This window comes from Achromobacter sp., assembly GCF_032102605.1.
Classification (GTDB): Bacteria; Pseudomonadota; Gammaproteobacteria; order Burkholderiales; family Burkholderiaceae_B; genus Achromobacter.
This window is the reverse complement of the sequence record NZ_DAMDGT010000001.1, coordinates 374,203-387,225: the sequence shown is the minus strand read 5'-3', so window position 1 is coordinate 387,225 and position 13,023 is coordinate 374,203. Positions and strand designations below refer to the sequence as shown.

At 66.1% G+C, this 13,023-nt stretch carries 10 protein-coding genes; 2 read left to right on the top strand and 8 right to left on the bottom strand.

Annotation, left to right across the window (positions count from 1 at the left end; all coding sequences use genetic code 11):
• Window positions 1-366: 366 nt before the first annotated feature.
• From RT614_RS01825 to RT614_RS01815, 3 genes are read right to left on the bottom strand one after another with little or no spacing between them, the layout of a single operon-like run.
• Window positions 367-2,235, bottom strand: a complete 1,869-nt coding sequence (locus RT614_RS01825) for a dipeptide ABC transporter ATP-binding protein (protein ID WP_313620631.1) — start codon at window positions 2,233-2,235, stop codon at window positions 367-369.
• Window positions 2,236-2,249: 14 nt separating this feature from the next.
• Window positions 2,250-3,128 carry a nickel transporter permease gene (gene nikC, locus RT614_RS01820; protein ID WP_313619867.1) on the bottom strand — a complete coding sequence of 293 codons (879 nt, stop codon included), beginning with the start codon at window positions 3,126-3,128 and terminating at the stop codon, window positions 2,250-2,252.
• Entirely contained in the window at window positions 3,125-4,069 is a 945-nt protein-coding gene (locus RT614_RS01815; protein WP_056316436.1) for an ABC transporter permease, read from the bottom strand. The genes nikC and RT614_RS01815 overlap by 4 nt, the downstream gene beginning before the upstream one ends.
• Here RT614_RS01815 and RT614_RS01810 point away from each other — a divergent pair.
• Entirely contained in the window at window positions 3,996-4,250 is a 255-nt protein-coding gene (locus RT614_RS01810) for a hypothetical protein (RefSeq protein WP_313620661.1), read from the top strand. The genes RT614_RS01815 and RT614_RS01810 overlap by 74 nt on opposite strands.
• Here the strand turns inward: RT614_RS01810 and RT614_RS01805 are convergent.
• Window positions 4,199-5,710, bottom strand: a complete 1,512-nt coding sequence (locus RT614_RS01805) for an ABC transporter substrate-binding protein (protein WP_313619865.1) — start codon at window positions 5,708-5,710, stop codon at window positions 4,199-4,201. The two genes, RT614_RS01810 and RT614_RS01805, sit on opposite strands and share 52 nt — an antisense overlap.
• Window positions 5,711-5,761: 51 nt before the next feature.
• Complete coding sequence (gene ggt / locus RT614_RS01800) at window positions 5,762-7,390, bottom strand: gamma-glutamyltransferase (protein ID WP_313619863.1); 1,629 nt, start codon at window positions 7,388-7,390, stop codon at window positions 5,762-5,764.
• Between the two features lie 93 nt (window positions 7,391-7,483).
• Between ggt and RT614_RS01795 the strand changes: the two genes are divergently transcribed.
• On the top strand, window positions 7,484-8,386 hold the full coding sequence (locus RT614_RS01795) for a LysR substrate-binding domain-containing protein (protein ID WP_313619862.1): 903 nt from the start codon (window positions 7,484-7,486) through the stop codon (window positions 8,384-8,386).
• Between the two features lie 3 nt (window positions 8,387-8,389).
• On the opposite strand, the gene RT614_RS01790 is transcribed toward RT614_RS01795, so the two are convergent.
• Genes RT614_RS01790 through RT614_RS01780 form a run of 3 tightly spaced genes read right to left on the bottom strand, consistent with a single transcriptional unit; the run spans window position 8,390 to window position 12,814 of the window.
• Window positions 8,390-10,561 carry a phosphocholine-specific phospholipase C gene (locus tag RT614_RS01790; RefSeq protein ID WP_313619861.1) on the bottom strand — a complete coding sequence of 724 codons (2,172 nt, stop codon included), beginning with the start codon at window positions 10,559-10,561 and terminating at the stop codon, window positions 8,390-8,392.
• A gap of 33 nt (window positions 10,562-10,594) precedes the next feature.
• A complete protein-coding gene (locus RT614_RS01785; RefSeq protein WP_313619860.1) occupies window positions 10,595-10,786 on the bottom strand; it encodes a hypothetical protein in 192 nt (63 codons plus the stop codon).
• Between the two features lie 21 nt (window positions 10,787-10,807).
• A complete protein-coding gene (locus RT614_RS01780) occupies window positions 10,808-12,814 on the bottom strand; it encodes an alkaline phosphatase family protein (protein ID WP_313619859.1) in 2,007 nt (668 codons plus the stop codon).
• Window positions 12,815-13,023: the final 209 nt, after the last annotated feature.

Below are 13,023 nucleotides of genomic sequence, written 5' to 3'. Positions count from 1 at the left end.
GGCCGATTTTGGCGACCCCGCAAGACCCTCCCTACCCACCCCGACCGCGGCAAAAACGCCAAGCACGCCAGTCTCCCCGCCGCCCCTAGCCAGCAAGCGCTGTAGCGTCCGGCGTCGGGCCGGGGGTGAGCGAGGGGCGTTCGATGCGCCCGAGGGAATCCGTAGGCAGCCGCCGCAGGCGGCAACGAGGATGACGCAGGGGCAGTCCGGAGCGAAGGCTCCGGACCGCAATCGTTGCCCCTCGCTCACCCCCGGCCCGGCGCCGGACGCGGCAAAAGAACCACACCCTGCGCCAGCAACAACAAACGCGACAACTACGACAACAGTTAGCAAAAGCAGCATCAGCCGCCCGCAGCAACTGCCGCCTCAATAAACCCCAATGGCATGCCGCGCCACAAAATGCCCATCCCCCACCGCCACCAACGGCTCCACCAGCGGATCATCCCCCACCTTCCGCATCGGACTGGGAATCTCATCCACCAGCAGCGACCTTTCCCGATGCCGCCGCTGCGGATCCGCGATCGGCACCGCCGCCATCAGCTTCTTCGTATAGGGATGTTGCGGGTTCTCGAAGATCGCCCGGCGCGGGCCGATCTCCACGATCTGGCCCAGGTACATCACCGCCACCCGGTGGCTCACGCGCTCGACCACCGCCATATCGTGCGAAATGAACAGGAACGACACGCCCAGTTCACGCTGCAAGTCCAGCAGCAGATTCACGATCTGCGCCTGGATCGACACATCCAGCGCCGACACGGACTCGTCCGCGATCACCACCTTCGGGTTCAGCGCCAACGCGCGCGCAATGCAGATCCGCTGGCGCTGCCCGCCCGAGAACTCGTGCGGATAGCGGTCGATCATCTCGGGCGCCAGCCCGCACTTGTCCATCAGCCAGCGCACGCGGTCCTGCGCCGCCTTGCCGCGCGCCACCTTGTGGATCAGCAGCGGCTCCATGATCGAATAGCCCACCGTCATCCGCGGATCCAGCGACGCGAACGGGTCCTGGAAAATGAACTGAATGTGCTGGCGCAGCGTCTGCATGGCGCTGCCGCGCAGCGCGCCGATGTTCTTGCCGTCGAATTCGATCGACCCGCCCTTGCTCTTGACCAGTTGCAGCAGCGACCGGCCGGTCGTCGTCTTGCCGCAGCCGGACTCGCCCACCAGCGACAGCGTCTCGCCGGGATACAGGTCGAAGCTGACCTTCTCGACCGCGTGCACGCGCTTCTGCACCCGGCCGAGAATGCCGCCGGGGATATCGAAGCTGGTGGTCAGGTCGCGCACCTTCAGCACGGGGCCGTTGTCGCGGCGCACGGTGGAAGGCGCCGCTACCGGCGTATCCACCAGCAGCGCCGGATTCGACACGCGCGCGGCCTCGTCCACCTTCAGCAGCGGGAACGGCGCCGGTTCGTCCGTGCCCTGCATCGCGCCCAGGCGCGGCACGGCCGACAGCAGCGCGCGGGTATAGGCGTGCTGCGGACGGGCGAAGATCTCGTCCGAACCGCCCTCTTCCACCTTGTCGCCGCGGTACATGACCAGGACGCGATCCGCCACTTCGGCGACCACGCCCATGTCGTGCGTGATGAAGATCACGCCCATGTCCATTTCTTCCTGGAGCTGGCGGATCAGTTGCAGGATCTGCGCCTGGATCGTGACGTCCAGCGCCGTCGTCGGCTCGTCGGCGATCAGCAGTTGCGGCTTGCACGACAGCGCCATCGCGATCATCACGCGCTGGCGCATGCCGCCCGACAACTGGTGCGGATAGCGGTCCAGGATGGCGCGGGCCTCGGGGATGCGCACGCGTTCCAGCATGCGCAGCGTTTCCGCGCGCGCCGCCGCCGCGTCCAGCCCCTGATGCAGTTGCAGGGCCTCGGCAATCTGGTTGCCGGCCGTGAAGCTGGGGTTCAGCGACGTCATCGGCTCCTGGAAGATCATCGCGACGTCGGCGCCGCGCACGCGCTGCAGCGTGGAATCGGGCGCGCTGACGAGATCCAGCACGTCGCCGCTGCGGCGGCGCAGCAGCATCCCGCCGTTGGCGATGTGGCCGCCGCCATATTCGACCAGGCGCATCAGCGCCAGCGAGGTCACGGACTTGCCGGAACCGGACTCGCCCACGATGGCCAGGGTTTCGCCACGGTTGACGTGGAAGGAGACATTGCGCACCGCTTCCACGGTGCGTTCGGGCGTTTTGAAGCGCACCGTCAGGTCGTTGACCTGCACGACGCGCTTGGGATCCATGGTTGCCATATCGATTACTTTTCCTGACGCGGATCGAGCGCGTCGCGCAGCCCGTCGCCCAGCAGATTGAAGCCCAGCACCACCAGGAAAATGGCCGATCCGGGGAAGATCGACATCCAGGGCGCCTGGGTCATGAAGTTCTTGGCCGTGTTCAGCATCGAGCCCCACGACGGCGTCGGCGGCTGCAACCCCAGGCCCAGGAAGGACAGGCTGGCCTCGGCGATGATGGCCGTGGCGATCGTGATGGTGGCCTGCACGATGAGCGGCGGCATCACATTGGGAAACACGTGCCGGCCGATGATGCGCAGGTCGGACGCGCCCAGCGCGCGGGCGCTCTGGACGTAGTCTTCGTTCTTGACCGCCAGCACCTGTCCGCGCGTCAACCGGATGAACTTGGGCGCGGCGGACACGCCGATCGCGATCATCGCGTTGGTCAGGCTGGGCCCGAGGAAGGCGGCCAGCGCGATGGCCAGGATCAGGAAGGGAATCGCCAGCAGGGCTTCCGTGGCGCGGGAGATCACGCTGTCGGTCCAGCCGCCGAAATACCCCGCGGCCAGGCCGAAAGGCACGCCCACGATCAGCGCGATCAGCACGGACACCAGGCCCGCCATCAGCGAGGCGCGCGCGCCGTAGATCATGCGGCTGAAGATGTCGCGGCCCAGTTCGTCCGTGCCCAGCCAGTAGGACGCCGACGGCGCCTTGCGGATGGTGGTGAAGCTGGTTTGCAGGGGGTCGTGATTGGCGATCAGCGGGGCCAGGAGGGCCACCACCACGAAGAACAGCACGATACCCAGGCCGAGCATCGCGATGCGGTTGCGCTTGAACTTCGTCCAGGCGCGATTGCGGCTGCGGGGCGGCGTGACGGCTGCGGCCGTTGCAGGAATAGCGCTCATGAGTGCCTCAGGCGGGGATTGACCAGGATGTACAGGATGTCGGCCAGCAGGTTCATCAGGATGAAGCCCACGGCCACGCAGAGCACGACGCCCTGCACCACCGCGTAGTCGCGCGTGAACACGGCGTCGACCACCAGCTTGCCGAAGCCCGGGATCGTGAAGACCTGTTCGGTCAGCACGGCGCCCGCCAGCAGTTCACCGAACAGCAGCGTCACCAGCGTGACGATGGGCATCAGCGCGTTGCGCAAGGCGTGGCGCAGCACCACGCTGCGCGGCGACACCCCCTTGGCGCGCGCGGTGCGCACGTAATCGGCGGACAGGGCTTCCAGCATGGACGACCGCGTGTGCCGCATCAGATAGGCCGCGATCGCGGTGGACAGGACCAGCGACGGCATCAGCATGGTCTTGATGGAGAGCCAGAAGTCTTCGGACGGTGACACATAGCCCGAGGCCGGCAGCAGCTTCCATTGCACCGACACGACCATGATCAGGATGATGCCGAGCCAGAAGTTGGGAATGGACATGCCGGATAGCGCCGCGATGTTGGCGCCCATTTCGACGGGCTTGCCCTTGCGCACGGCGGCGATGATGCCCATCGGAATGCCCACCAGCAGCGCGAAGAACATCGCCATGGCGGCAAGCTGCAGCGTCACGGGCAGCTTCTGCGCGATCAGCGTCGTGACGGGCACGTCGGTGCGCAGGGACTTGCCCAGGTCGCCTTGCAGGACCTGGCCGGCCCACGCCGCGTATTGCATCGGCAGCGGGTCGTTCAAGCGGTATTTGTCGCGCAGGTAGTCCAGCACGGCCGGATCGCGCTCTTCTCCGGCCAGGGTCAGCACCGGATCGCCGGGCAGGATTTTCTGCAGCATGAACACGATCATCGACACCAATATCAGTGTCGGTATCGCGACGATCACGCGGCGCAAGATGAGTTTAAGCATGTGGGAAACCGTAAGACAGGAACGACGGACGGCGCCGGCCGGGTCGGGCGCAACGCGCATCCGCCGCAAACAACAACCGGACGCGCGGGGCGCGTCCGGCGGGCGCGGCGGAAAAACGCCGCGCGTGCATCACTTCTGCGCGAACGTCACGCCCTTCAGGCGGATCATACCGTCCGGATAGGGCGTGAAGCCCACGACCTTCTTGCCCATGACGAAGGGCCAGGGCTGGTAGTAGTTGTACACGCCGGGCAGTTCATCCTGGATGATGGCCTGGGCTTGGTCGTAGATCGCCTTGCGCTTGGCTTCGTCGGGCACGGTGCGGGCCTGGTTCAGCAGCTTGTCGACTTCCGGATTGCAATAGTGGCCGTCGTTCAGGGCGCCCTTGCACGTGACGAAGGCGTGGATGTTGCCGTCGGGATCGACCCGGCCGGACCAGCCCAGCATCACGATCTGGAAGTTGCCGCCGGCGGATTCCTTTTGCAGGGCGGCGTATTCCGTGGGACGCAGGGAAAGATCGAAGCCCGCTTCGGCCGCCATGGCCTGGACGATTTCCGCGATGGACGACGTCGTGGTGTTGTTGCCGAACACCAGTTCAGCCTTCACGCGGTCGAAGCCTGCCTGCTTGAGCAGGCTCTTGGCCTTGGCCACGTCGCGCTTGGTGACGGGGAACTTGTCGCTGTGGAACGGGCTTGCGGGCGGGAACGGCTGTTGAGCGGGCTCGAAAATGCCGCCGCCGGCGACTTCGTTGATCGCGTTGCGGTCGATCGCGAACTGGAACGCCTGGCGCACCAGCTTGTTCTTGAACGGGTTGTCTTCCGCGCGCTTGCCGTTGTCGACGTTGAACATGAACTGCTGGAAGCCCAGGCCGGCCACCGGCGCGAACGTCAGGCTGGCGTCGCTCTTGACCGCCGGCGCGTCCGAGGGGTTCAGGCGCTCGAGCATGTCCAGGTCGCCTGCGCGCAGGTTGGACAGGCGCACGGTGGTGTCGGGGATGGGCAGGAAGGTCACGCGCTTGAACGCGTAGTCCTTGGCGCCGTAGTACTGGTCGAATTTTTCCAGGATGATGCGGTCGTTCTGGATGCGTTCGACGAACTTGTACGGACCCGAGCACACGGGCTTGCGGCCCACGGCGGCGACGTCGTCGGAGAAGGTCTTGGGCGACAGCATCATGCCTGCCCGATCCGACAATTGCGCCAGCAGCGTGGCGTCGGGTTCCTTCAGGGTCAGCACCAGCGTGCTGGCGTCAGGCGCGTCGACCTTGGCCACCGAACGCAGTTCGCCCTTGCGCAGGCTGTCCGGCAGGCTCATGGCGCGGTCCAGGTTGGCCTTGGCCGCCGCCGCGTCGAACTTGCTGCCGTCGTGGAACAGCGCGTCTTCGCGCAGCTTGAAGGTCAGCACCTTGTTGTCGTCGCTGAACGACCACGAGGTGGCCAGCTGCGGCACGAAATGCAGCTTGGGATCGATGTCCACCAGCTTGTCGCACAGCGACGTGAACACGATGCGGCCCACGTAGGTGCGGGCGCGGTGCGGATCCAGCACGTCGGGATCTTCCTGCAGGCCGATCCGGATGTTCTGGGCGCTGGCGGCGCCGGCGGCCAGCGCCAGCAGGCTGGCGCCGAAGGTCATGGCAAAGCGTTTCATATGTCTTTATTCCCCTTGTTGCGGCATGGCCGTTGGTTGGATGCGCGCCGACTAGAAACCCACCGCCTGGCCGTCGCGGCGGCTGTCGCTGGCGGCGACATAGCCCAGTTCGTTGTCGTTCTCGGACATGCGCCAGATGAATTGGCCGGCGCCAAAGTCCATGTACGGATCGTCAACGGACTTCAAAGCATGCCCGAGGTCTTTCAGTCCCGCAATCGTAGAAGCCTTCATATTGGTCTCGATATCGAGCGTGAAGTCGCGGTTGACCTTCCAGCGCGGCGCGCAGCACGCAGCCTGCGGGTTCTGGTGGTAGTCGATCATGCGGACCACGGTCTGCATGTGGCCCTGGGGCTGCATGTCGCCGCCCATCACGCCGAAGCTCATGACCGGCTTGCCGCCGCGGGTCAGGAAGCCCGGGATGATGGTGTGGAACGGGCGCTTGCCACCTTCGACCACGTTGGCCGACTTGGGATCCATCGAGAAGCCCACGCCGCGGTTCTGCATGCTGATGCCCGTGCCGGGCACCACGACGCCCGATCCGAAGCCCATGTAGTTGGACTGGATGAACGAGATCATCATGCCGTTTTCGTCGGCGGCGGTCAGGTAGATGGTGCCGCCGGCATGCGGACGACCGGCTTCGAAATGCGTGGCCTGGTCCAGGCGGATCAGCTTGGCGCGGCTGTCCAGGTAGGCGTCCGACAGCATCTGTTCGGGCGTGACCTGCATGGCGCGCGGGTCGGCCACGTACTTGTACAGGTCGGCGAAGGCCAGTTTCATGGCTTCGATCTGGATGTGCTGCGACTGCACCGAATCCACCGGAATATCAGACATATCGAAGCGTTCGACGATGCCCAGCGCGATCAGGGCGGCGATGCCCTGCCCGTTCGGCGGGATCTCGTGCAGCTCGTAGCCGCGGTAGGACTTGGAGATCGGCTTGACCCATTCCGGGCGGTAGCCGCGCAGGTCTTCCAGCGTCATTGCGCCGCCGCATTCCTTGCTGAATGCGGCGATGCGCTCGGCCAGCTCGCCTTCGTAGAAATCGCGGCCCTTGGACGCGGCGATGCGGCGCAGCGTGTTGGCGGCATCGGGGAAGCGGAAGTGTTCGCCCACCTTCGGCGCGCGGCCTTCGGGCATGAAAGCCTGGGCGTAGCCCGGCTGCGACTTGAGCTCGTCGGCGGCGGCCGCCCACTTGTGCGCCACTACCGGCGGCACGGCATAGCCGCGCTCGGCGATTTCGATGGCGGGCTCGAACAGTTGCTCGAACGGCAGCTTGCCCAGCTTTTCATGCAGGGCGGCCCAGCCGGCCACCACGCCAGGCACGGTCACGGCGTCCCAGCCGCGCTTGGGCTGGATGGCCAGGCCGTTGGCGTCCGTGCCGTACTTGCGCTTGAAGTATTCAGTGTTCCAGGCGGCAGGAGCCACGCCGGACGAGTTCAGGCCGTGCAGCTCCTTGCCGTCCCAGACGATGGCGAAGCAGTCGCCGCCCAGGCCGCAGGAAACCGGTTCGACCAGGACGATCGTGGCTGCGGCGGCGATGGCGGCGTCCACGGCGTTGCCGCCCTTGAGCAGCATGCGCAGCCCCGCTTGGGCCGCCAGCGGATGCGACGTGGAAACCACGTTGCGGGCGAACAGCGGGATGCGGACGGAAGGATACGGGTTGGCCCAGTCGAAGGTTTTCATGTGGCGGGTCTCATAACGGTTAAGCGGGCGAAGTTACTCTCGTGCTTTAATTAAATCAATTTGATTTTTTGTTCCGTCATAAAAGAATTTTTTATGAGTACGATCCGGTTCCTGCGCACCTTCCTGGCCGTCGCGCACCATGGTTCTTTCTCGGACGCCGCCGAGCAGGTGGCGCTGACACAGGCGGCCGTCAGCTTCCAGATGCGGTCATTGGAAGCGGAGCTGGGGCGCGAACTCTTCGACCGAAGCGGACGCCTGGCCATCCTGAACGCCGCCGGGCGGGAATTGCTTCCGGAAATCAAGCACTTGCTGGATTTATACGACAGACTGAGGCGCCCCAGTACGGCTCCCGGTGAATTGGCGGGCTCTGTGTCCGTGGGCAGCATCGTGTCCTGCATGGGCACGCTGTCCAAGGTGATTTCCGGCCTGAAGAAGGCTCATCCCAAGCTGGACGTGCGCATCCTGTCCGGCAAGGCCAGCGAACTGGCCGGCAAGGTGGAAGACGGCGAGCTGGACGCCGCTTTCCTGGTGGAGGCCGGGCGCAAGATGGCCAGCACGCGCTGGACCGCGCTATATGAAGAGCAGATGGTGGTGATCGCGCCGCGTTCGGCGACCGGCGAAAACGCCCGCGAGGTGCTGGCGAACAATCCTTTCCTTCGCTTTGACCGCACGCAGCGCACCGGCCTGCAGATCGACCGGCTGCTGCGGCGGATGGCGGTGCCGATCAATGAATTCCTGGAGCTCAACGCGATCGAGACCCTGGTGGAACTGGTGCGCCAGGAGGTCGGCGTGACGCTGCTGCCGCTGATCAACGGCTCGAACTGGCAGCACAGCCCGGAACTGCGGATTCTGTACCTGCCCGACGACCTGGGCCCGCTGGCCCGCTCCATCGGCATGCTCGAGCGCCGCGAGCACGCCCGCCAGAGCATTACGGCGGCGATCTGCGAGGCGTGCGCGCAGGCTTTCCGCGCACGCGAACCGCAGACCGCCGCCTGAGCGTTACAAGGCCATCGCCGGGTCGGTCACCGACGGCTTGCCGGTTTCCACGCGGCCGGCGAAGCGGCGCAGCCACGACGGATCCTCGGCCAGACGCACCGTGAAGTCGTACCAGGCTTTGCTGTCCGCCAGGGCCCAATGCTGCTCGACCTGTCCGCCCGCCGGCACCGTGAACGACCAGCGCTCGTGGCTGGCGTAATAGGCGTTGGGCGTGACTTCAAAGGTGCAAGGCGCCTTGCCGCCATTGATGAAGCTGACGTAGACGTCGCCGTTGGCGATGTCGTAGCAGACGCGGATCTCGGCATCCTGCTCCGCCGTTCGGTCCAGCGCCAGGTCGCCCGAGAAATGGCGGTGCCAGCCGTTGGGGCCCAGCACCCACAGGTCGTACTTGCCGCCATCGGCCGCCGTGTCCCAGCTGCCTTCAAGCTGCTTGTTCGCTTCGACCGTGTACCGGCGCGGCAGGCGATCCAGATGCAGGCGGTCATAGACATGGAACACGGCAGCCTGCTTGCCGGTGTTGGAAAACACCAGCCACATGTTGCCCGTGCCCGGCTGGCTGCGGCCGCTGGTGTGCAGTTCATAGGGCAAGGGGCGCGAATTGCGCACGCCCTTTTCCTGCACGCCCTTGGCCTGCGTGGACGGATCCGGCAGCGGCACGGCGGTCAGCGCTTCCTGCGCGGCGCGCTCCAGATCCGATTCCGTGCGGGTCTGGATGTTCAGGTCCGGCAGCGTCTCGTCGTTGGGCGTGACGAAGTTGAAGGCCGAGGTCAGGTCGCCCAGCACCGCGCGGCGCCACGGGCTGATGTTCTCTTCCTTCACGCCGAAGCGGGCTTCCAGGAAACGCAGCACGGACGTGTGGTCGAAGGCCTGGGAATTGACCCAGCCGCCACGGCTCCACGGCGACACCACGTACATCGGCACACGCGGGCCCGGGCCGTAGACGCGGTTGTCGGCCGCGTCCTGGGCGGAGGCGTGGGTGTGACGCTCGAGGTCGGTGTTGACGGTGGAGGCGCCAGCCATGGAGCCATCCGTGTTCAGCGACGGCGCGGCGGGCGGCGGCACGTGGTCGAAATAGCCGTCGTTCTCGTCGAAGTTGATCAAGAGTACGGTCTTGCTCCAGACGTCCGGGTTGGCGGTCAGCGCGTCCAGCGTTTCCTGGATGTACCAGGCGCCCTGCACGGGGCTGGACGGGCCAGGATGCTCGGAGTAAGTGGCGGGCGCCACGATCCACGACACCTGCGGCAGCGTGCCGTTGATGGCGTCGTCGCGCAGGGCCTGCAGGAAGCCGCCGTCGGGCATCGTGTTGGCCGTGCCCTTGTACAGCGGATTGGACGCGTCCATGCTGGGCGTCCACGCCGGGTACGGCGCCCCGTTGGTGCCGTTGCCCGCCAATTCGTTGGCGCGGCGGTACTGCTGGAAGCCGGCCAGCGGGTTGTCGCCGAAGTTCTCCGGCAGGTTCTGGTAGACCTTCCAGGTCACGCCGTTTTCCTGCAGGCGCTCGGGATACGTCTTCCAGGTCCAGCCGGTGGACGAAGCGCCCAGGCTGTCCCACTGGTTGCGGGTCGACGGGCCATTGCCCTGCGCCAGCGGATCGTTCGTGCCGGTCCAGTGGAACAGGCGGTTCGTATTGGTGCCGCCGTGGGTGGAACAGTGGTAGGCGTCGCACAGCGTGAAAGCGTCGGCCAGCGCGAACTGGAACTTCACTTCCTTCTCGCGGTAGTAGCCCATGGACTGGTTCTGCTTGTAGCGCGGCCACTGGTACATGCGGCCGCCGTCCCAGGCCATCTGCGCGTCCACGTAGTCGTGCGGCGTGCCGGCCACGCGCTGCGCGTTGCCCTGCGTGCTGTCCAGGTGATACGGCATCACGACGCGCGTGGCGTTGGTCTGTTCCCAGACCGAACGGTTCTGCGGCAGCGGAATGGTGATGCGGTCGCCGAAGCCCCGCACTCCGCGAAACGTGCCGAAGTACATGTCGAACGAACGGTTTTCCTGCATCAGGATGACCACGTGCTCGACGTCGTTGATGGTGCCGGTGCGGTTGTTGGCCGGGATGGCCAGCGCGCGCCGGATGGCGGGCGGGAACATCGACAGCGCGGTCAGGCCGGCGGTGGAGGCGGCCGCGTTGCGCAGGAAGCGGCGCTTGCCGGCGTGGATCGTGTCTTTATCGGACTTCACGGATTTTTCCTATTTGTCTACAGAGAGCGCGAGTCAGGGTGCGCAACGCAGTTCGGGCTTGGCCGGCGGAGTCGTCGGCGTCTCGGGCTGGCCGGGCGTGCCCGGGTTGCCGGGCGTGCCGGCGTCATCGCCGCCATCGTCGCCACTGCACGCGGCCAGCGTGGCGGTCAGCATCAGCACCGCGCCAGCGCGCAGGAAACCGCGAAAAATCATGGACTTGCTCATGGAGTGTCTATCCTTGGGACATCAGGGAAACAGTTCGGAGACGGACTTGCCGGACATGGCCAGGGACTTCACTTCGTCCTCGGTCAAGGCCCGCGACCAGAAGGCCAGGTCGTCGAAAATCATGGTGTACGGGCCCTTGGTGCCGGCGCAGCAGATGCCGTAGGTGCCCTTGCCGTCTTCATTCAGGCCGATGTGCGGGCCGAACACGCCGGCGATCTGCGCCAGGTTGACCGTGCCGGTGGCTTTCGAGAGGCGCGTAAAGCCCAGCTCGCTGTCGTACCGGTAGGCCACCATGGTCTTGGCCGTCTTATCGACAGTCATCGCGATGTAGACCGGCTTGTTGGCGGTGAACTTCACGCCTTCGATGTCGACGCGCGACCCGCCCGCCAGGTTGAAGCGCAGCTCGGGGCCGGCCCATTGGGCAATGGTGATGCCCGGGTTGGCGCCGGAGTTGTAGTCCTTGTTGCCGATGATCGACCGGTCATTGGCGGTGCCGTCCGACTGGTACCAGAAGCCGATGGTGAACGCCTGCACGCTGTCCATCAGGCCCGCGGGGTAGTCCAGCTTGAACGCGCCCAGCGGATTCGCATTGCGCTCGTTCCTGAAGCTCTTGCCGTAGACGCCGGGGTCGGCATAGGCCGGGGCCTGCGTGCCGTCGTACGGCGTGATCGCGCCGCCACCCGCGGCCGCGTCGGCCACGTCGCCTTCGAACGGGAAGAACATCGTCAGGCCGGTGCGCAGCGAAGGCAACAGCAGCACGGGTTTGGCGTACACCACCTTGGCTTGCGCGGCGCTGACCGCACGGCCCGCCGACACGCTGTAGTCCAACTCATGCAGGCCTTCGGAATCAAAGGTGAAGCCCGTGTCCACGTACTCGGTGGCGGTGCCGGGCAGGCGCGCGACTTCGACGCCGTCGCGGCTGACCACGATGTCGCCGGCGGGCTCGCCCACGCGCACCCAGCTGACGGTCACGCTCTTGTTGTCCATGGACGTGCGCGTGGTGACGCGGCGTAGCGCCAGGGGCTCTCTCAACGACGTGCCCGCCATGTCGTACGCGCCGGCCTCGGGCAGCGCGCCCAGGAATGACAGCACGGTGGGCGATACGTCGGCGGCGCTGGGCAGCGCGTACCAGTTGGCATCCCACAGGCCGTCGAACGACGCGTCGTCGGCGGTGCCGCCCAACAGGGCCGGCTGATTGGCGGCCAGGAGAATGGTCTTGTTGGACGAGAATGGCAGGCCGTCGCTGCCGCCGGTCTTGTCCAGGCCGTGGCTGGAAGCCACCACCATCAGCCAGTTCTCGTTGGGATGCTCCGCCTTGCGGTCCGCCAGTTGCTTTGCCAGCACGCCGATGGCGGCGTCCGTCTGACGAATGACCGCCTCGTACGCCGTGCCGAAGCCGTTGCCGGCCGCGGCGCGCTCCGGCGCGCCGAATTGCGCGACGACCATGTCGTAGCCTTCGGCGATGCGGTCGCGGGCTTGCGAGGCGACGCAATCGTCCACGCCGGCGCAGTCCGTCAGCGATTGCAGGTAGCCCGCGTCGCGGTCCGAGCCCACCAGGCCGGCAAGCAGCGAAGAATTGAACGCGCCGGCCGTGCGGGCCTGCGGCTGTACGGCCTTCAACCGCTGGAACACGCTGGGCGCCTTCATGGCCTGGTCTTGCGCGTTCGAGCGCACGCCATGCACGTCGGCCCACTGGCCAGTCAGCAGGGTGGCCCAGCCCGGCGCCGTCAGCGTGGGCTGCTGCGTCACCGTGCCGGTCACTCCGCCCGTCCAGGCACGCGTGGCGGTCAACTGGCCGATGTTGGGCAGCGACTTGTCGGCCAGGCCGCGGCGCAGCGCATCGTAGGTCAGTCCATCCACGCCGACGAACAGCACCTTGTCGGCGCGCGCCTCGCCCGGCGCGGTCACGGGCGGCTGCGTCGGCGGAACGACGGCCTCCTCGTCATCGTCATCGCCGCCGCCACAGCCGGCCAATGCGCTGGTAGCCAGCAACATGGCGCACCATCTTCTCCAATCCAGTGTTTGCATTGCTTCTCTTCTCTTTCATGAACGGGTTCTTACGCTGGCCGCCATGGTGGCGGTCAAAGGTGAAAGGTCCGTGAAGCAAAGAAGAGAAACGTTGATCGTGGGATCAGGATTCTTTTGCGCAAGACGCAAGGCGGGGATAGCCTCAATGCGGTTCTTTTGCGCGAGACGCGTGGCGGCCGGATGACTGACGCTTTCGGCTATTGCATTGC